At 57.5% G+C, this 20,481-nt stretch carries 17 protein-coding genes; 10 read left to right on the forward strand and 7 right to left on the reverse strand.

Annotated elements, in window-relative coordinates; all coding sequences use genetic code 11:
- Positions 1-80 precede the first annotated feature (80 nt).
- The 10 genes from ACVDHE_RS07030 to ACVDHE_RS07075 all read left to right on the forward strand — a co-directional run bounded on the left by ACVDHE_RS07030 (position 81) and on the right by ACVDHE_RS07075 (position 10,019).
- A complete protein-coding gene (locus ACVDHE_RS07030; protein WP_119980785.1) occupies positions 81-1,835 on the forward strand; it encodes an ABC transporter ATP-binding protein in 1,755 nt (584 codons plus the stop codon).
- Positions 1,832-3,583 carry an ABC transporter ATP-binding protein gene (locus tag ACVDHE_RS07035; RefSeq protein WP_458886060.1) on the forward strand — a complete coding sequence of 584 codons (1,752 nt, stop codon included), beginning with the start codon at positions 1,832-1,834 and terminating at the stop codon, positions 3,581-3,583. Before ACVDHE_RS07030 ends, ACVDHE_RS07035 begins: the two co-directional genes overlap by 4 nt.
- Positions 3,580-4,200: an L-2-amino-thiazoline-4-carboxylic acid hydrolase gene (locus ACVDHE_RS07040; protein WP_025654196.1), complete on the forward strand. Its 621-nt coding sequence runs from the start codon at positions 3,580-3,582 to the stop codon at positions 4,198-4,200. Before ACVDHE_RS07035 ends, ACVDHE_RS07040 begins: the two co-directional genes overlap by 4 nt.
- Entirely contained in the window at positions 4,184-4,783 is a 600-nt protein-coding gene (locus ACVDHE_RS07045; RefSeq protein WP_025654195.1) for an MptD family putative ECF transporter S component, read from the forward strand. Before ACVDHE_RS07040 ends, ACVDHE_RS07045 begins: the two co-directional genes overlap by 17 nt.
- Positions 4,783-5,478: an energy-coupling factor transporter transmembrane component T gene (locus ACVDHE_RS07050; RefSeq protein WP_025654194.1), complete on the forward strand. Its 696-nt coding sequence runs from the start codon at positions 4,783-4,785 to the stop codon at positions 5,476-5,478. Before ACVDHE_RS07045 ends, ACVDHE_RS07050 begins: the two co-directional genes overlap by 1 nt.
- A 5-nt stretch (positions 5,479-5,483) precedes the next feature.
- A complete protein-coding gene (locus ACVDHE_RS07055; RefSeq protein ID WP_318271025.1) occupies positions 5,484-6,857 on the forward strand; it encodes an ABC transporter ATP-binding protein in 1,374 nt (457 codons plus the stop codon).
- Positions 6,858-7,440: 583 nt separating this feature from the next.
- Complete coding sequence (locus ACVDHE_RS07060; protein WP_025654192.1) at positions 7,441-7,866, forward strand: sigma-70 family RNA polymerase sigma factor; 426 nt, start codon at positions 7,441-7,443, stop codon at positions 7,864-7,866.
- Positions 7,859-8,101: a helix-turn-helix domain-containing protein gene (locus ACVDHE_RS07065; RefSeq protein WP_025654191.1), complete on the forward strand. Its 243-nt coding sequence runs from the start codon at positions 7,859-7,861 to the stop codon at positions 8,099-8,101. Before ACVDHE_RS07060 ends, ACVDHE_RS07065 begins: the two co-directional genes overlap by 8 nt.
- Before the next feature lie 423 nt (positions 8,102-8,524).
- A complete protein-coding gene (locus ACVDHE_RS07070; RefSeq protein WP_458886061.1) occupies positions 8,525-8,737 on the forward strand; it encodes an excisionase in 213 nt (70 codons plus the stop codon).
- 88 nt (positions 8,738-8,825) lie between these two features.
- A complete protein-coding gene (locus ACVDHE_RS07075) occupies positions 8,826-10,019 on the forward strand; it encodes a tyrosine-type recombinase/integrase (protein WP_458886062.1) in 1,194 nt (397 codons plus the stop codon).
- A 563-nt stretch (positions 10,020-10,582) separates the two neighbouring features.
- Here ACVDHE_RS07075 and ACVDHE_RS07080 read toward each other — a convergent pair.
- From ACVDHE_RS07080 to ACVDHE_RS07110, 7 genes are all read right to left on the reverse strand, one after another.
- Entirely contained in the window at positions 10,583-12,019 is a 1,437-nt protein-coding gene (locus ACVDHE_RS07080; RefSeq protein ID WP_458886063.1) for a tyrosine-type recombinase/integrase, read from the reverse strand.
- The gene (locus ACVDHE_RS07085) at positions 11,977-13,155 is read right to left on the reverse strand and encodes a tyrosine-type recombinase/integrase (protein WP_458886064.1); all 1,179 of its coding nucleotides are present in this window, start codon (positions 13,153-13,155) and stop codon (positions 11,977-11,979) included. Before ACVDHE_RS07085 ends, ACVDHE_RS07080 begins: the two co-directional genes overlap by 43 nt.
- 28 nt (positions 13,156-13,183) lie before the next feature.
- Positions 13,184-13,483 carry a DUF6809 family protein gene (locus ACVDHE_RS07090; RefSeq protein WP_418725850.1) on the reverse strand — a complete coding sequence of 100 codons (300 nt, stop codon included), beginning with the start codon at positions 13,481-13,483 and terminating at the stop codon, positions 13,184-13,186.
- Positions 13,484-13,628: 145 nt separating this feature from the next.
- A complete protein-coding gene (locus tag ACVDHE_RS07095; protein WP_458885154.1) occupies positions 13,629-15,203 on the reverse strand; it encodes an IS3 family transposase in 1,575 nt (524 codons plus the stop codon).
- A gap of 654 nt (positions 15,204-15,857) precedes the next feature.
- Positions 15,858-16,511 (reverse strand): hypothetical protein, encoded by a 654-nt coding sequence (locus tag ACVDHE_RS07100; protein ID WP_458886065.1) that lies wholly within the window; start codon positions 16,509-16,511, stop codon positions 15,858-15,860.
- A gap of 38 nt (positions 16,512-16,549) precedes the next feature.
- A complete protein-coding gene (locus ACVDHE_RS07105; protein ID WP_458886066.1) occupies positions 16,550-18,238 on the reverse strand; it encodes a hypothetical protein in 1,689 nt (562 codons plus the stop codon).
- A 94-nt stretch (positions 18,239-18,332) separates the two neighbouring features.
- Entirely contained in the window at positions 18,333-20,456 is a 2,124-nt protein-coding gene (locus ACVDHE_RS07110; protein WP_458886067.1) for a right-handed parallel beta-helix repeat-containing protein, read from the reverse strand.
- Positions 20,457-20,481: the final 25 nt, after the last annotated feature.

Genomic DNA, 20,481 nt, shown 5'->3' on the forward strand with positions numbered 1-20,481 from the left:
ATGTCTCAGACACAATGAAACATCCCCGGTTTTTACTGGATACCATAAAATACACGAAAAACAAATGAAAGGAGAGGCAAATGAAACAGAAAAAGAACAGCGCATTTCACTGGCTTCTGCGCCTTGCCGCTCAATGCAGAGGGAAGATGATTCTGTCGGTTCTGCTGGCGGTGGCGGGCGCATTTTGCGGTGTAGTCCCGTATTTTGCAGTGTCACGGATCGTCATTTTGGTTTGCGGCTGGCAATATGAGCTGGCGCCCATCGCCCTGTGGACCTTCGCTGCCCTTCTGGGTTATTTGGGAAGCACCTGGTTTGGAACGGCCTCCACCATGCTCAGCCACCGCAGCGCCTTTACCATTCTGAAAAACATCCGCACCGAACTGACGGGAAAACTTGCCCGGGTCCCCATGGGGTATATCCTAGACACGCCATCGGGCAAGTTCAAGACCATGCTGGTGGATACGGTGGAAAAACTGGAACTGCCCCTGGCCCACATGATCCCGGAACTCACCGCAAATATTCTGGTTCCCATCTTCATGCTTGCCTATCTCTTTGTACTGGACTGGCGCATGGCCTTGATCTCCCTGATCACGATCCCCATCGGCCTTGTCTGCTATATGGGCATGATGAAGGATTACGAGGTCCGCTACAACCGGGTGCTGGACGCCAGCAAGAACATGGACGCCGCTATCGTGGAGTACATCGGCGGCATCGAGGTCATCAAGGCGTTCAATCAGGGGACTGCCTCTTATGCCAAATATGCGGATGCCGTAAAGGAGAACGAGGCGGCAAAGGCCACCTGGTTCCGCCAGACCAATGGCTTTTATATTGCCGGTATCGCCATCATGCCCTCCTGCCTGCTGGGAGTTCTGCCTCTGGGGGCATGGCTCTTTCAGCAGGGGAGCATCACGGCCCCTACCCTGATCACCTGTGTGATCCTGGCACTGGGGCTGGTGTCGCCGCTGATCCAGGCATTGCGGTACACGGACAGCCTGGCCATGGTAGATTCCACCGTCAAGGAGATCGCCGGGCTTTTGGAGGCGGAAGAACTGCACCGCCCTGCCCAGTCGGTGCGGCTGGATAACACCAATATCTCCTTGCGTGATGTCTCCTTTGGCTACGGGAATCAGGAGGTGCTGCACCGTGTGAGTTTTGATGTGGTGCCGGGCGGGATGACCGCCATCGTAGGCCCCTCCGGTTCAGGAAAATCCACAGTTGCCCGGCTCATCGCATCCTTCTGGGAGGCGGACAACGGCGCAGTGGAGCTGGGCGACGTGGATGTTCGGAACATCCCCCTCTCCCAGGTCATGGAAACAGTGGCCTATGTCTCACAGGACAATTTTCTGTTCCACCTGACGGTGAAAGAAAACATCCGGCTGGGGAGGCCGGACGCCACAGACGAGGAAGTCTTTGCCGCTGCAAAACTGGCCAGCTGCCATGACTTCATTACGGCTCTGCCAAAGGGCTATGATACCCTGGTGGGAGACGGCGGAGGCAGTCTCTCCGGGGGCGAGCGGCAGCGCATTGCCATCGCCCGTGCTATTTTGAAGGACAGCCCTGTGGTGGTGCTGGACGAGGCCACCGCCTTCACTGACCCAGAGAACGAGGCAGTGATCCAGGCTTCTATCAACCAGCTGGTACAGGGGAAAACGCTGATCGTCATTGCCCACCGGCTTTCCACCATTATCCATGCGGACCGGATCGTGGTATTGGACCATGGACAGGTGGAGGCTTTAGGGACCCATGAAGAACTTCTGGTCAGCTGTCCGCTGTACCGTGAACTTTGGAATGCGCATATCAGCGCCAAAGATACGGGAGAGGAGGATGCACTATGATCAAACTGATAAAACGGCTGCTGGATTTTTCCGGCAAAGAGCGGGGTTCCCTGCTGCTGTCCTTTGTATTTACCTTATTGGACTCTGTATTCCAGATGCTGCCCATCCTGGCCATCCTTACGGTACTCGCTGGCCTGCTGGCTGCTGCCGATGGCGGCGTCATGCCGGCGCAAACCATCTGGATATCGCTGGCTGTTATGGTAGTCAGTATCCTGGGGCGGATCGTGTTCAACAATTTGTCCGCTGGCAGGCGCACTCTGGGCAGCTTTTCCATGTGCGCTGAAAAGCGGCTTGAAATCGGAGAGCACATGAAGCGGGTCCCTATGGGCTATTTCAACGAAAATCGCCTGGGAGATATCACCGCCGCTGTGACCACCACGCTCTCGGATGTGGAGAACAATGCGGTCACAATCCTGGAGCAGGTGGCGGGCGGCTTCATCCATGCCCTGGTCATCGGCGTGTGGCTGCTCTTTTATGAGTGGCGTGTCGGAATTGCTATGTTTATAGGACTGATCCTCGCCATGTTGGTCTACGCCGTCATGCAGAAGGCGGCCAAACGCCTTGCACCGAGGCGGCAGGCCGCTCAGGCCAATCTGGTGACGGCGTTCCTGGAATACATCCAGGGCATGGGTGTGGTGAAAGCCTTCGGTCTGGGGGAACGCTCGGGCAAAGCGGTAAATCAGGCCATTGATGAAAGCGCCGACGCCAATATTGCCCTGGAAAGCACTTTCTCCGCACTGACCGGGGTCTATCAGACGGTATTCAAGCTGGCACGGGCCGCCATTCTGGTGATCGCCCCCTATCTGCTGCTGGGCGGCGGGATCACGCCGGTAAAGTGCCTGCTCCTGCTGGTATCCAGCTTTATGATCTATTCTGCCGTGGAGATGGTGGGCAGCATGGCCTCTGTGGCCCGGGGGATCGAGGCGTCCCTGGACCGGCTGGACGCCGTGATGGATACCCCGGTCATGGATGAGCAAGGGACGGATCTGAATCCGGAGCGTTTTGATATCGAGATCAGCCATGTCTCCTTCGCCTATGGCAAGGAGGATGTCCTGCATGATGTGAGCGTGACCATCCCAGAGAAGACCACCTGCGCCATCGTAGGCCCCTCCGGCTCCGGCAAATCCACTCTGGTGAGCCTCGCAGCCCGATTCTGGGATGTGGGAAAAGGGAGTATCCGCATCGGCGGGCATGATGTGCGGGAGTACACCTGCGACAGCCTGCTGCGCAACTTTTCTATTGTATTCCAGAATGTCTATCTTTTTGAGGATACCATTGAAAACAACATCAAGTTTGGCCGTCCGGACGCCACGCAGGATGAGGTGATAGAAGCGGCAAAGAAAGCCTGCTGCCACAATTTTATCGAGGCTTTGCCGGAGGGATATCAGACCTGTGTAGGAGAGGGCGGCGCCACCCTTTCCGGCGGGGAGCGCCAGCGGATCTCCATCGCCCGAGCTATTTTGAAAGATGCTCCCATCATCGTTCTGGATGAGGCCACTGCAAGCGTAGACCCGGAGAATGAGCAGGAGCTGTTAAAAGCCGTCAGGGAGCTGACCAGGGATAAGACCATCCTGATGATCGCCCACCGACTCTCCACGGTCCGGGACGCCGATCAGATCATCGTGCTGGACAAAGGCCGTATCGTCCAGCATGGTACCCACACCGAACTGATAAAACAGGAGGGCCTGTACCGCCGCTTTGTGGAAGTGCGGGAACAGGCCCTGGGATGGAGGCTGGAAAAAGCATGAACCTGGAAAAGAAACTCCAAAGGAGCCGCCTGGGAGAAGCCTATGCGGAAATCCAAAACGGTGCGGATAGACAGGCGGTGCTCCAGACCTACGATGCCCTTCTCAAAGAGAACGACCTGTCCAATAAGATGCTGGCGCGGCACATGGCAGGCAGCATCCTGCCCTCGGTAGCAATATACCGGGGCTTACAGGAACAGGGCTGGAAACCTGTTGAGGCCAGGCGGCTTATCCGCACCTCCGTCCTTAACGCTTCCAAGCCCATGGCAAAATTCTTTCAGGGATTTGGAAAACTGCCGTTTTTCTTCCCACTGTTCCGGGTCATGTGCCCGGCGTCTACGAAAGCAGGGTTTGGGCCGGAGGGCTGGCGGTTTGAATGGAAGCGCAACGACGCCTACGCCATCGAGTGGGACTGCCACGCCTGCCTGTACGCCAATGTATTCCGCCGCTATGGAGTGCCGGAGCTGACGCCCATCTTCTGCGAGAGCGACGATGTGATGTACGGAAATATCCCCGGCGCACGATGGGGACGGACCAAGACCATCGGAAGGGGCGACGCACTCTGCAACTTCCGTTTTATCAACACGCGAAAGGAAAATCAAGATGACAAACAACAATAGATGGACGGTCAGAGACGTGATCACCACTGTATTGCTTACCGTGGTGCTGATCCTGATCCAACTGGTAATCAATATGGTGTGCATGGTGAATGATTTTGTCAGCATGGTCCTGTCGGTGGGGATCACGATGCTGCTGTGCGCGCCTGTCTACTTTCTAATGGTCAGCCGGGTGCGTAAGCGATTTGTCTCTCTGGTCTACATGACGATTTTGGGCCTGGTGTTCCTCATGATGGGAAACTGGTATCTGCTGCCCTATTATATGATCGTCGGCGTGATCTGCGAGGCTATCCTGTGGAAAAACGGCTGGGAATCCAAAAAGAAGATGACCCTGTCCTGGACGGTGGCCAGCCTGCTCTATAACGGCGTCAATCTGCTGCCCCTCTGGTTTTTCTGGGATACCTACGAGACCTTTGCCCTGCAAAGCGGCATGGAACAGAGCTATATCGACTCCTTTGTGCGGTATTACTCCTCCCTGGGTTGGCTGGTGTTCATCCTCCTGTTCACCACGGTATGCGGCTTTGTGGGGAGCCTCATCGGCGGTAAGCTCATTGGAAAACACTTCAAGAAGGCGGGCGTCCTCTGATGCAGAGGCGGAATTTGGCGGTGCCTGTAAAGCTGTGGGCGCTGCTCTGGACCATCCTGGGGATCTCCCTGACCGGCAATGCGATGCTGACCTGCGTACTCACAGCGGCATGTTTTCTCTATCTGGCCGTACAGAAAAACTGGCGGCTGATGGGGGGCTTTGCTCTGTTTTACGGGATACTGGCGCTGCTGCTGTACCTGATCCGGTATCATGGCCTGCACATGGTGGTGTTCTCCGAGTTCTATGTGCTGATGTTCTGGAACCTGTCCCCCGTATTCCTGGTGGGCTGGGACCTTATCACCACGCCGCCGGGGGAGCTAGCCGCTTTTCTTTCCCGTATTCATATGCCCACTGCTGTGATATTGGGGCTGCTGGTGCTGTTCCGTTTCTTTCCCACCATGAAGGCGGAACTGAAAGGCGTAGGGCGTTCCATGCGCAACCGGGGACTGACGGCCCCGGCACGGCTGCTCACCCATCCGGCGGCCTCCTGCGAATATGTATTGGTGCCCATGCTGCTACGCTGCCTGCAGCTTGCCGACCAGCTTTCCGTATCCGCGGTGGCCCGGGGAGCGGAAGCCCCGGGGAAGCGGGGCAGTTATCATGAGAGAAAGATGGATACTTTGGACTGGTGCCAGCTTGTGCTGTGGCCGGTTGTTACGGTACTGTTTCTGTGGATGGGAGGGATGCGGTTGTGATACGGATGGAAAACGTCTCCTTTCACTATGCGGATTGTGAACAAGGGGTCAAGGACATCAACCTGACCATCCATGACGGGGAATGCGTGGTACTCACCGGCCCGTCAGGAGGAGGCAAGACCACGCTGACGCGGCTCTTGAACGGACTTGCGCCGGCTTATTATACCGGCAGCATGGAGGGACATATTTTCCTCGACGATACACCTCTGGAAACGTTGCCGCAATATGCCGTTGGCCGCCGGGTGGGCAGCGTATTCCAGGACCCCAAAAGCCAGTTCTTTTCTTCAGAGCTTGCCGGCGAGGTGGCCTTTGCCTGTGAGAATTACGGGATGGCCCGGGAGGAGGTCCGCAGCCGGACCGATGCCGCCATCCAAACTTTTTCCCTGGAGCATCTGCGGGGTCGCAGTTTGGATGTACTCTCCAGCGGAGAAAAACAGCGGGTGGCGATTGCCTCCGTTTATGCGCTGCGCCCCGGCGTCTATGTCTGCGACGAGCCAACCGCCAACCTGGACGGAGAGGGGTCAGAGCAGCTGGCTGAAACCCTGAAAAAACTCAAGGCCGAGGGCTGCACCCTGGTGATCGCCGAGCACCGGCTGGCATGGCTCTCTGGCATCGCTGACCGTTTCCTGTATCTTGACGGCGGACGTATCCTGTGGGAAAAAAGCCCGGTGGAGATGGCGCACATGAGCGAAGGGGAACGGGAAACCTACGGCCTGCGGGAAGTGACGCAGTCGCCTTTCCCGGATTTGCCGCAGCCGGAAAGCGGCGATGTTTTTATCCGGACAGAGGACCTATCCTGCAAAAGAAAAGGCAATTTGATTTTTCACCATCTCTCACTTTCAGTCTGCGCCGGGCAGGTTACCGCTGTGACTGGCCGTAATGGGGCGGGGAAAACCAGTTTGGCGATGGCGCTGTCCGGCCTGTGGAAAGAGAGCGGCGGCAGTGTGCTAATCGGCGGGGAAAAATTGCGCGCCGCAGGGCGCCGCAGGCGGGCTTGGTACAGCGCCAACGATACCGGCACACAGTTTTTTACGAACAGCGTCACAGAGGAACTGCTGCTGGGTGACCACCACTCGCAGACCCGGCTGGAACAGGCCGGAGGCCTTTTGAAGCGGCTGGGGCTATATGCGTATAAAGATGCCCATCCGGCCACCCTTTCCGGCGGACAAAAGCAGCGCCTCTCCCTGGCCTGCGGAATCCTCTCCGGGCGTGATGTGCTCATTTTTGATGAGCCAACGAGTGGACTGGACGGCGGGAACATGCGGATTATTGCCGATATGCTGCGAAACGAGGCAGACAAAGGGAAAACCATCCTGGTGATCACCCACGACGTGGAGCTGATCCGCCGCTGCTGTGATCGTATGGTCAAGATGGGATAATTTAGTAAAATATAGTTTCAAATTATATTCTTTTTTGATGGAGTTTGTTTTTCCCATAGAGCAAGGAAGCTCAACAAAAATGGCATTATAAGAATTGTATGTGAAATGATTGAAGAGTTGTTTTTATGATTGCCCTGCGTTGGCCTGCGATTTTTGAGGGGGATATGATTATGAGTGAGAAAAATGGTTTGTTAATTGTCAATATGCCATTTTATAATTAACATTATAAGAGGCCGTAAATACATACAAGAGGCTTAAGGAATTTTCATTTTTCTGTGTATTATTGCGGCCTTGTTCGGAACAATTAGTAGTCAATAAATCACAACAACATAGCGCGGACGCAGTAGTGGGATTCTCCTGTTCCTGTGTCCGCGCTATTTCTATCGCTCAGCCAAACTGCCGCTCCCCGCCCCGTTTCGTTCCGACCCACTGGTCTGAACGAAACGAAAGGAGCTTATCTATGAGCGGCAAGAAATTTACATATAATCCCCCCACAGCGAAGCCAAAACGGCCCTCCGCTGAACGAGTAGTGAGCGAAAGGGGAAGAAAAGAACTGCCTCCCGGCACGAAGGGAGGTGAGAACTTGAAACCTGACCGCCACTACGAGCACAAGCAGCACGCCTTTGACAGCTACTGCAAGAAGGTGCTGAAATACGAGGCGTACAACGGCTATCGTGAGATCAGGCGCCGCCAGAAGTGTGAGGCACTGTTCAGCGAACTGTCAGAGGAGGAATTGGCCCAGCTTGCAGTTTATGACCGCTACTCCTGGGAATACACGGACTTCCCCGTGGGAGGCGCTGTGATTCTGATTGAGGATGACCGGCTGGCCGAGGCGCTGAACGCCCTGCCCCAGGATAACCGGGACATCTTCCTGATGTACTGGTTCCTGGACATGGCGGACCGCGAGATCGCCGAGTACATGAACATGGCCCGCCGGACGGTCAACACCCGCAGGCAGAAAGCCTATCGGCTGCTGAAGGAGCTGATGGGAGGTGAAGCGGATGATTAAATCTGCGTGCACGCGGGCGTCGCTGATCCCTTATCCGGTGATCGCCGCCGCTGTCGGGGGTAACCCCGAAGCGGTGAACCGGGTAGTCCGGCACTATTCCGGCTACATCGCCGCGCTGTCTACGAGGACAAGCTATGACCTTGACGGTTTTCCTCGTCCCCAGGTAGATGAAGATTTGCGCCGGCGGCTGGAAACGAAGCTGATTATCTCCATCCTGGGCTTTGATCTGAACTGACCCAGGGCCGGGCGCTGCGTGTTTTCCCCCTTTCCACGCGGCGTCCCCAAATAGCTCCTTGACAAAGAAAGCCCGGCGGGAGGCCTCCGGCGCAGTATAAGGCAGACGGATACGATCTGTTTGTGCCGAGCCGTTCGGCCGGTGCGCCATGACCCTGTTGCAAGTCCGCAGGACGGGACCCCTACTAAACAGGAGAGCGATGAACACCAGGCCGTGAAGCAGGTGTGGCAGCCTGTGGGCGAGGACGCGCAGACAGGATAATGAGACTCGCGCATTGGACGCCCGCAAAGCATCGTGCGCCGCACCCATCAGCATGGGCCGGGGTGAAATTCCCGTGGAGCCGCAGCCGGCGGCCATCCGTTTTCTGCCTCTTATTCTTTGCAACACCGTCCTCTTGAAAGGGGACGCGCAAATTTTTAGGAGGTGTTGTATTTGAACACGAACGATATTCCTATCTGGCAAAAATACACGCTTTCCATTGAGGAGGCGTCCAGATATTTTCGCATTGGGGAAAAGAAGCTCCGCAGTTTAGCCGAGGAAAACCCTGACGCCAACTGGCTCATTATGAACGGCAACCGCCTCCAGATCAAGCGCAAGCAGTTTGAGAAAGTCATCGACGAGCTGGAGGTTATTTGAGGAAGCCGGCTGACAATGGGCCCGGGGCGCGGTATAATATGTATAGCGTATCGAGGCTCATTCCAGCGATGGAAGGGAGCTTTACATCATGTCAGGGAAAAGACGCGATAGCAAAGGTCGAATTTTAAGAACTGGAGAGAGCCAGAGAAAAGACGGAAGATACGCTTACAAGTACACGGACGCCTGCGGAAAGACTCAATTCGTGTATGCCTGGAAACTGGTCCCCACCGACAAGACCCCCACGGGCAAGCGGGATGACATCTCGCTTCGTGAGAAGGTCAAGGAGATCCTGCGAGACCTGAACGATGGGATCGACACCATCGGCAAGAAGATGACGGTCTGCCAGCTTTATGCCCGTCAGAACAGCCATCGGAAGAATGTCAAGCGGAACACCGAGAAGGGCCGGGAATACCTGATGTCCGTTCTGAAAAGCGACCCCCTGGGCTCCCGAAGCATTGACACGGTGAAGCTCTCGGACGCCAAGGAATGGGCCATCAGGATGAGCGAGAAGGGCTACGCCTACAAGACCATCAATAACTGGAAACGGTCTTTGAAAGCGGCCTTTTACACGGCGATTGAGGATGACTGCATCCGAAAAAACCCGTTCAACTTTGCTATGGACACGGTCCTGGAGGATGACACGGAGGAAAAAGTCGCGCTGACCCAGGAACAGGAGGACCGCCTCCTGGCCTTCGCCGGCAGCGACCCGGTCTACCGGAAGTATTGCGAAGAGATCATCGTCCTGCTGGGGACCGGCCTCCGCGTCTCCGAGCTGTGCGGCCTGACGGTGGATCTGGATTTTGAGAACCGCCGGATCGATGTGGATCACCAGCTTCTGCGGGACAGCGAGCTCGGCTACTATGTGGACGCGCCCAAGACCAAGAACGGTGTGCGCCAAATCCCCATGAGCGAGAAGGTCTACCAGGCATTGAAGCGGGCTGTGAAGAACAGGGGCAAGGCCGCCCCGGTCAATATCGGGGGTTACACCAACTTCCTGTTCCTCAACCAAAGCGGCCTTCCCAAAACGGCGTCCTGCTACGAGAGCATGTTCCAGGGGCTTGTCAGGAAGTACAACAAGCACCACAAGCCTGATGAGGCCCTGCCGAACATCACGCCCCATACCATGCGGCACACTTTCTGCACTCGGCTTGCCCAGGCTGGAATGAACCCCAAAGACCTGCAATACATCATGGGACATTCCAACATCACCATGACGCTGAACTATTACGCTCATGCGGATTACGCCTCTGCGAAAGCGGCGATGGACAAGCTGGCGGCTTAGTAGTAAGGCCGGTTTTCTACTACGCTTTTACTACTTTTGACCGCCAAATGAGGCTCCGATATGCCATGATATGCGGGGTATCTTCCGAAACGCAAAATGCCGGAAATGCTTGATATTCCAAGCAATTCCGACATTTGCGAAGTGGTGCCAAGATAATCAGAAAATCGGTAAAACTTTTTGTGGAAAAAGTCCCCGGCTCCGCGCATTGAGCGGAGCCGGGACTTTGACCAATACGCTGACCAATATCCGGATATCAGAGGGTGGACACAGTGGACAATGACCTGTTGCCTGTTCCGAAAAAGCGGAGCAAAAAGTACCGGAAAGCACCCAATAGCAGGACTTTGACATCCGGACGGCTCTTCACACGCAGGAGGTCACTGGTTCGAGTCCAGTAGTCTCCACCAAAAAGTTCCTGATTTCTTGCGAAATCAGGAACTTTTCTTTGATTTTCGCAACTTTTTCGCAACTTTACGGTGTCCCGATTTTTCTCCGTTTTTGATTGACCACAGAAATACCACAGACAGGAAAACTCCCGCATCTGCGGGAGTTTCTTTTTTTCGCTTTCATGGCCGGTTCCCTGCTTTCTGGAGTTGTCTCCGCTCCTCCTGGATCTCTGCTTTCATGGTTTTAATCAGTACCTTCAGCTTCTCCTCGCACTCTTCCAGGGTGTGGCCGTAGACATTCCGGGAACGCTGTTTGCCGTCCGGCCCTCTGGGGGAATACCGTCCTTCCCAGAGATGGTCGCCGATCTGATGGACGCAGCCGGTGCCGGGCTTGCGCCGTTTTCCAGGGTCCGCCCGGAAGGTGGTCATAGCTGGCTGCTTCGCCTCTTCGGCTTCCTCGGTTGGCACCTCCTGCTTCCCGATTCCCTGGTCGATTTTGGCCGCTGCCTGCCGCTCCATGGCTTTCGTCACGTGGGTGTAGACGTTTAATGTTGTGCTGGAGGACCGGTGCCCTACCACTGCCGAGAGGGTCTTCACGTCCATGCCGTACTCCAGCGCCGTGGTCACGAAGGTGTGCCGGAGATCGTGGAACCGAACTTTGGGGCACTGGGCCCGTTTCAGGACCCGGCTCAGCAGCTTCCGGACTGCCGCCGGGTCCCGGGGTGCGTCCTCCTTTTTGGGGGACGGAAAGATCCAGCGGGAATCCACCTGTTTGCGATAGTGCCGCAACTGCTCCGTCACAGCGGGTGAGAGGACGATGGTGCGGACGGCGGCGTCCGTCTTGGGCTGGGACACGGTCAGCTTTCCCCGCACCCGGGAGACCTGTCTGCTGATGCGCAGCTCGCCGGTTCCCAGGTCCAGGTCGTCCCACTGAAGGGCCAGCAGTTCCCCCCGCCGCAGTCCTGCGGACAACTCCAGAAGAAGCAATTCATAGCAGCCGTCCTCCTTGGCCTGGATGAGCAATCGCTGCATCTCCTCCCGGGTCAGCACCTGCATCTCCCGTCTTCCCTCTCCCGGCAGCTTGCAGCCCTCGGCGGGGTTCATGGGGATCAGCCCCTCCTCCACCGCCTGGGCCAGTGCCGCCCGGCAGGTGATGTGGCAGCCCCGGACAGAGCGGTCAGACAGTCCCTGACCGTAGAGGTCCGTTCTGTTCAGCCGCCCGCTGTGCTTGAGCTGGTGGTAAAACTGCTGGAGGTTCGCTTCCGTCAGCTTGTTCAGGGGGATCTCCCCCAGAACCGGGATGATGTGCCGGTAGATCCGCAGCTCATACTCCTGCTGGGTGCTGGGCCGGAGGGCGGGCATGGAATAAGTCTGATACCAGTGATCCAGCCACGCCCCGAAGGTCATGCCCGATTCAATTTCTTTAGGCTGCTCCGGAGGGCGGCATTGCTCCCGCAGGGCTTTCAGCTTTTGCAGGCATTCCCCTTTTGTTTTGGCCAGACAGTTCTTCGTCCTAGGATAGCCCCGCTCATCGTAGCCCACCACATACCGCCCTTCCCAGCGGCCGTCTTTTCTCAGGTGGACGCTGCCGCTGCCGGGTTTTCGCCGCTTTGCCATGGTGCCAGCTCCTTTCCGAAGATGTCTGTCATGAAGGTGTCCATCGCCTGGGCCGCCTGCCGCTGCATATCGCCGGTGACGTGGGCGTAAGTGTCCAGGGTGAAGCTGGCCTTGGTGTGGCCCAGGATGCCGGAGAGGGTCTTGGCATCCACGCCGCTGGCCAGGGCATGGGTGGCGAAGGTGTGCCGGAGGTCATGGAACCGCAGCTCCGGCAGTCCCGCCCGCTTCAGCAATGCCTTCATCCGGTTGTAGGCCATGTCCGGCGGCAGGGGCTGCTCCGGCAGAAGCGGGTGGCAGAAGATCCACTGGGAGCAGGAGCGCTTCTTCCGCTTTTGCAGCAGCTCTGCTGTGCTGGGCGGCAGGGTGATGACACGCTTTCCGGCGCCCGTCTTGGTGGCTCCCGCAGTGACGCCTCCGCCCCTCCGGCGGTGGATGGTGCGGCGGACGGAGATGGTCCCCTGCTTGCTGTCGAAGTCCGACCACATGAGGCCGCAGATCTCGCCTTTCCGTAGGCCGGTGGTCAGCTCTGTGTAGAAGAAGTCGTACCAGATGGGATCTTTTCTGATTTCTTCCATAAAGCACTCCAGCTGGGCGTCATTGAGGATCTTCCTGGGGGTCATCTCCTTTTTGGGCAGGGTGACATCCTGGGTGGGATTCTGGGGAATGAGCCGCGCCCGCACCGCCGCGTCCATGGCCAGGTGGAGCACCCCGTGGAGATGGCGGACGGTGGAGGCGGACAGGGCGTGTCCATACTCCGGGTCCTCCCGGACACGGCCATGCTTCTGGACGTCCCGGTACAGCTTCCGGACATCGTCCGGGGTGATCTTGCTGATGGGCTTGCTGCCCAGCCGGGGCTTGATGTAACACTGGACATGATGGCCGTAACTTTCCAGGGTACTCTCCCGCACGGAGGGGGCCACCAACTCCTCCAGCCATTGGTCCAGCCACTCCCCCAGGGTCATGCGGCTGTTCTCGGTGAGATCCACGCCCCGGTAGGTACTCATCTCCCGGTGGAGCTTTTCCGTCAGGACTTTCTGATTCCCGGCGGATACGTAGCGGAAGATGGAGTCGCCGTTCTCCTTGTGGCCCACCACGATGCGGCCTTCCCAGCGTCCGTCCTCTCGTTTGCGGACCATGCCGTCCCCGGACGGTCTGCGCCCATGACTACACCTCCGCCCGTCGGCAGGCCCTGGCCTCTTCCTCGTCCTCGAAGGAGTACAGCCCGTCTGCCTCCAGTTCCTGTGCCAGGCCCCAGGCCAATTTGAACCCGGTCATGAAGCTGGCAAGGGATGTCTCTTCCCGGAGCTCGATGCCCAGGTCTACCAGCTTGAGCAGCTTCTCCCGGTTCTGCCGGTCCAGCTGCTCCCGCAGTTCCTGCCGGAGCTCCTCGATCTCTCTTCGCACGTCCGCACACTCCGGTTCCCGGAAGAACCGCTGGTGCAGCGCCCGCAGATAGTCATTCATGTGTCTCGCCTCCTCTTAGCGACACACAATACCGTAAGACGCAGAGAATATCCAGGGATTTTGACCACAGTTCAGAAAGAATTATCATTTGCGTGGTTCGAGGGCCCTGCGGACGAAAAGTTGGACCAAATGATATGGAAACGAATCAACAAGTCAGCCCCAGGCTGCGCCTGAAGTCCATGGGGCTGCGCCAGCCAAGGGACTGCTTGATGCGCTCCCGGTTATACCAGTGCAAATAACTGTCGAGGATGGAAATAAACTGCCGCAGAGATACGCCCTCCCAGGAAACTCCATAGAACATCTCGTTCTTCAGCCGCCCAAAGAATCCCTCGCAGGCAGCGTTGTCCGGAGAACAGCCTTTCGCCGACATGGAGCGCCGCAGGCCGGCTGCTCTCATGCGCTGGATCCAGCCCGGCCAGCGGTAATGCCCGCCCCGGTCCGAATGGAGGATGGGCCGTTCCCCTTCCCGCAGCCCGGAAATCGCCGCATCCAGCATGGAATTGACCAACCGGGCATTGGGAGATGTCCCGATCGCCCAGGTCACCGCCATGCCGTCAAAGCAGTCAATGATCGGGGAAAGATACACTTTGCCTGCAGGCAAACGAAATTCCGTGATATCTGTCAGCCACTTCTCGTTTGGCTTTTCCGCATGAAAATCCCGGTTGATAAGATTGGGCGCCGCCGGGCTGATCTCGCCAAGATAAGAGTTGTAGTGCCGGCGTCTGATGTTTCGGACCACAAGGCATTCCTCTTTCATTACACGGCGAATGACTTTCTCGGACACGCTGCGTCCGAGGCCTTTCAAGACGGCGTGGAGCCGCCGGTAGCCGTAGCAGCCATTCACAGCCGCAAAGGCCTCCCGGATCTCCTGCCGCAGGTTTTGGTATTTATCCGGTCTGTTCAACACTCGTTCCTGATAAAAGTAACTGCTTTTGGACAGATGCAGGCAGTCCAGCAGTTCCTTCAGCCGATATGCGTTTCTCAGGGCGTCAATCACTGCGGCTTTTTCCTGGTTGCTCAGGTTATTTGGATTGACGCCCTCTTCTTTTTTTAGGATCTCGTCCGCCTTTTTCAGGACATCTACCTCCAGCTGCAGCCGGTGGCGGGTCTTCTCCAACTCCATGTTCTCTCGCCGCAGAGACTCCACCGCTTCCACCAGCGCGGCATTTTCCGCCCGCAATGCCTCCAGTGCCGCCTCGCTCAGCGGTTCCTCCGGTTTTTTCATCTCATCTGTACACTCCCCGGCAAACAGCTTTTCCCGCCAGAAATACAGGTTGGAGTGGCTCACTCCGTATCTGTTTGCGATCTTTTCAGCGCCACCGCCTCTGGCGCAGAATTCCACCACGGCTTCGCGCTTCTGCTCTGGTGTACATTTTACGGCACTTTGCCTGGAGATACAAGGCTGTCCCTCCGGTGGGCCGGATTCCAGCACCCATTGACGCAGCCGCTCCCGATCCACATACCCCAGGGCTTTGGAGGTCCTGGTGTAGTTGCATCCGTTGGCGTAATAATGGGCCACAGCCGTTGCCTTTTGCTCCTCCGTGTGCAGAGGCGCTCTGATGAAATCCCGGTGCAGATCCCCGTTTTCCCGATACTCCCGGTACCAGCCCCGCAGTGCTTCGTGGGATGGGTATCCCAACTTCCGGATCGTTTGATTGGCCTGATACCCTGATGCGATGTATGCTTTCACCGCCCGTATCCGCTCTTCATATGGATACATTCTTGCCCCTTCCCGGTCCAGCTTTTTGTCCGCAGTCCCAATGCGTCCCGCGCCGATGGCCTTGACGATCTTCTGGTGGGTATGCCGTAAGGAATCCGAATGAAACATTTTACCCGTCTTGGATAACGGGAACGTGTAGGGATTTTCCGGGTGTTTTTTGTGCGCCTCCACCAGCAGGACGCGGATGAAATTGTGAGTCTTGGGCTGGCTCACCACCAGTTTTCCCTTGGCGCGTGTTGCCTACTTCGTGTGGGTGCCGCTGCGGTCCATAAAGCTGAAAGCACGCAAGCAGAGGAGGACCATCTCCACGGACCTGTGGAACCAACAGGCTGCGGCCGCTCAACGGCTGAAGGACGCCTTTGCGGAAGGAGGAAATTGATAAAGAAGCGTATGTACAGCGACTGAATGCGTTGTAAGGAAAACAATATCCGTTACAAGAAAATCCTCTCTGATCATCCATCATGCGGCAGGAAAAGCGCGTCTCAAGGCTGTAATTCGTTTTTTGAATACACAGAGCTGGGTAAAAGCGTTTTTCCCCTCTAACAAAAGGCCCGTCAGTCATATTTGGAATGAGCCGTTTCCTCTTAAAAGCCAAAAAATTAACAGGCCCTCTGCCGGCTTAAGCGGCAGAGGGCCTGTTGCATGCGTATGGAATCAATCTAAAACTTCTATGCTGTCATCTTCACCGATGGCCAGCTTCATATAGGACATGCCGTCATTTTCACACATGCTGTAAACGCCCAGGAGGGCGGTATCCGGCGCAAGCTCCTGTTTGCTGTAAACAGTGCCGTTGAAGGTTACATCAGGGCCGTCCGTCACTACACCCACGGCGTATTCCGTCTCCACCGCAACCCCTTCGCAGGAGACAAACACTTTGACGAAGTTGTCCTCCAGCCCCATGTCCTCTCCGGCTCCGGACGTAACCTCTTTGCAGGTTACGACGGACCCTTCCCCAAAGGAACAGCCGCCGCCTAAGCTGACCATAGCGTGATAGTCGCCCAGGATCGTAAGGCCGCCGTTGAAGGTGCAGTTGTCAAAATAGATGCCGCTGCGCAGATCAATGGATCCATCCCGTGTACTGGCGGGATCGACTGTTACGGTGACCATCTCATCAAAGGCTACATCATAGACTTCGGTCGTCTCACCCGCTTTCAGCTGATAATCGTACTGTACCTCAGCAGCATCGCCGCTGGAGTCATCTCCCTGGGGTGCATTGGAGTCATTGGCGGGTGCAGAGGTGTCTGCGCCGGAACAGGCGCAAAGCGCCAGCAGCATGGCTGCCATCAGAAATGCAAACAGTTTCTTCATCATCGAATTTCCTTTCTTCTTGCGTATTTGATGACTGGTCATCCCAGTCGGTTGCCCCAGATGTCCTCATCCAATAAAACGACCGTACCGGACTCGTCCCCCAGCACCTCCAGAGCGGTCTGCGGATCGTAGATGTCCATGTCCAGATTCGCGCTGTCGCTGTGGATCAGGGGGATGTCGGCATACTGCACATAGGTGTTGCCCTCAAAGTCGGGAAAGTACTCCTCTACATACGTCTGGATGTAAACGAGGGCCGACCGGGCCACGAAGAACGCGTTGTTCCGAATGGCGCACCCCTCCTGAAGATTGGGGCCGCCCTCATGGGTAAAGGCGGGGGAAAAGCTCTGATCCATCCAGTCCTCCAGACCGGTAAAGAGCACCCAGTTGTCCTCATAGAGACAGTCCACAAACTTGCGCTCCGGATTCGCCTCCTCATCCCAGTTGAAAAAGGTCAGACCGGAGGCGCATTGATAGAAGAGATTCCCCACAAACTGCACGCCATAGACACTGCCTGATTCAAAACCCTGTTCCTCAAAAATTTCGATTCCGCCGCCGGCGTGATACATGTGGTGGACATAGTTGTTTTGATACCGGGTACCGTGATTACCGCCGCCCAAGGCGCCTGCCAACCGCTGAATGCCGGCGCCGTATCCGGTGATTGCATCGCCGGTGTTGTAGGCCCCGATAATACCACCGACCCAGCCCACTTCGCAGTTCTGAATCGTTACGCCATCGCCCTCGCCAACAGTAACCACCCCGTCTCCGGCAAAGCCGATGAACAGGTTATCCAGCACACAGCCATCGGCAATGTTGTCAAAGAGAGGGCACTGCGCCTGGAACTCAATACTCCCATAGAGCTCCCCTGGATTTCCCTCGTCACAGCGGAAGTACAACTCTCCCAGGGGGATGCGTCCATCCCCCTGGCCAGTGAGGTAGATGGGCAGGGTGTCCGGCAGGGTGCTGTCCGCCTGGGAGAAGAAGGTCAGGTTTTCCGTCAGCTCCGTTGTCACATCAAAGGGTGCCTGGGAGAGCTGCTCCTCCAGATCGAAGTCTTCCGGCGTCCAGTTGGCGGGGCCGATATAGTGGAGAAACTCCGTGCCGCTCCAGTAGCCCAGCACCTTCTGGGCAACGATCTCCTCATTGAGCACCATGGCACCGCAGTCTGGCATGTCCCGGTGATAGAGCCAGATCTTCTCCCCGTTTTCTCCCTCCCACCAGAGGGACCAGAGAGCCGGATCTCCCCCGTTTTCCGGGGAGGCGCAAATGCGGGGCTTTGCCCCCTGGCCGTAGGCGGAGTAGGTCACGCCTTCTTTTGTCTCCACGGTGGTGTTCCGCCAGACACCGCCCCGCTCCAAGAACACCGCGTCGCCGTGCTCCAGCGCAGCCTTGTTGACCCGGTCCAGCGTGGCCCAGGCGGTCTCGGGGCTGAGCCCGTCATTTCCATCATCGCCCTTGTTGGACACGTAGTAGGCAGTACCGGTGTAGGTCTCACCGGGAACAAGCGTCTCATCCCACACAATTTGGGTTTCACTGGTCAGGATGGTTTCCCGTCGCTCCACCGCCTCCTCCAGCAGAGCCGTGGCGGCGGCCACGTCCTCATCCATGGGACCGGCGGAGCTGCCTGCACTTCCGCCCTGGTGACCCGCTCCCGCACCTGCGGTACATCCGGACAGCAAGAGGACAACGGTCAGCCCCAATGGAATGGACATACCCTGTCGTTTTCTCATCATAAAGCCCCCCTGTTCAGAATGTTGCGTGGGGACAGTGGAAACCGGCGGTGACTTTGCTTTCGCCCGTGCCGCAAACGGCACACAGACACCGTCATCCTTCGATCACCACCCCTCTGTCATCGCCCAGAAGCTCGAGGCCCTCTGTCAGCGTGAGGGCGGTGCCGCTATCCGCCAGATAAAGACCGGTGCCGCCGGGGCTCTGCACATAGGTGTTGCCCGTAAAAATACGGCTGTATTCCTCTGAGTACCGGTCCACCAGGATCAGCGCTCCCGAGGCAAAGGCAAAGGTGTTGTTCCGCACCTGCACGGTGCCGTCATGGGCGCAGGGCCCGCCCTGGAGAACGACCGCGTCACAGAAGGCCTCCTCCCAGACGCTGTTGAACCAGTTGTCCTGACCGGAGTACAGCACCAGATTGTCCTCCACCGCCATATTCCGGAAGATGTGCCCGTCCACTGCCTCCTCGTCCCAGTTGCACAGGAGAATGGCCTGGGTACAGTATTCTATGAGATTGCCGGAGATGGTACAGCCTTCCATGGCGGGGCAGTCCTCAAACAACTCCAAGGCGATTCCCTCCTGAAAGGTGTGGTGGACATAGTTATTCCGCACGGTGATGCCGCTGCCGTTGAAGGCCATGCCGCCGCCGTTGCAGCCCATGGAGCCGCAGTTGTAGGAGATGTGGTCATCCGATCCGGAGGCAGGTCTGTACCCGGTGACATTGCCTCCCATGAAGCCCACCTCCACGTTTTGAAGAAGGCTGTGGTTGCCGGTGGGAATGCCGTTGGCGCTGCCGCTGACGAAGGTCATGGAAGAAAACAGGATACACAGATTGTCGTATACCTGGTTGTCGGCAAAGCCGTCCACCAGGGGGAAGGGCTGAATGAACTCGATGCTCTCGTAGAGTTCCCCCGGATTTCCCGCGTCGCAGCGGAAGTACAGCTTCCCTGTCACATAGTCGTAGCGGCTGTCCGCCTCATTCCAGGTATGGAAAATGCGGTCGTTGTAGAGCCCCTGCCGGTCCTCCGGGTAGCGCAGGTCCGGGAAGCAGTACCCGTCGGGCAGGTGCTCTTCCACCGAGTAGACGGTTTCCTCCTCCAAAGGCCAGTAGTTCTCGTCCACCACCTGATATTCGCTGCCGTTCCAATAGGCCTTGGCCCGGTTTGCCACAGTCTCCTCGTTCAGCACGATACCGGCCACCTCGGTCATCTCCGTGGAATAGACCCAGATCTTTCTCCCGTCCGCCCCCTCATAGGCGAGGGTCCACTTCTCTTTGCCGGCACCATTTTCCAGGGAGCCCAGAAACCGGGGCTTTTCTCCCTCCCCGTAGGCAGAGAAGGTGATCCCCTCTGTCCACACGGCCGAGCTGGGCAGACTGACCCCGCGCCACACGCTGCCCCGCTCAAAGAACACCGCGTCGCCGTATCGAAGCGTCACGTGATCCAGGGCCGCCGGGGTGGCAAAGGCGGTTTCCGGGCTGCGGCCGTCCTGGTCGTCGCTGCCGCCGTTGGAGACATAGTAGGCGGTACCGATGTAGGTCTCACCCCTGACGAAGGTATCGCTTTTGACGATGGCTGTTTCACTGCTCCGGATGGCTTCCCGGCGCTCGTCCGCCTGAGTTAAAATTGCCTGCACCTCCGGTGTGGAAAAGAAGGCCTCGTCCCGGGCCTCTATGGCCGGTGCGGCACAGCTCTCCTCCGACTCATACAGCCGCAGGACTGCCAGCGCCGCCTCCTCGATGGTAAAGGGCTGCTCCAGCCGCAGATCCCCGGCCTCGTCAAACTCCAGCAGGGGAAGGCCGGACACCAGGGAGACCCGCCGCTGGGAGAAGTCATAGGCCGGACCCACATGGTTGTTGTCCGCGCAGCCTTCTCCCAGATCAATGGGGGTGTCCCAGTCGAAGAGGGGATAGTCCATGGTGACCACCTCCCACACCCGGCCGGCGTATGCCCCAAAACAGTCTCCGGCCAATGCGTTAAAGGAGGCCAGCCCCATGGTCTTTGCCCCAAACAGCAGCGCCACCATGCCGCCGTCCCGCCGCATTTCTTCCTCCGGCGCGTCAGCGGTCTCCTCCTCCCACGCCGGCAGCCTGCTCTTGTCATACAGGGAAATCGCTTTCCCCAGCATGGCACAGAACTGGGCCCAGGTAACGGCGCTGTCCGGATCTCCCGCATCCTCCGGCAAAAAGCCATACCAGGCGGTACGCTCCCACTCGTCCATAGGGATTTCCGCAGAAAACTCCTCC

The sequence above is a fragment of the Dysosmobacter sp. Phy genome (assembly GCF_054476235.1).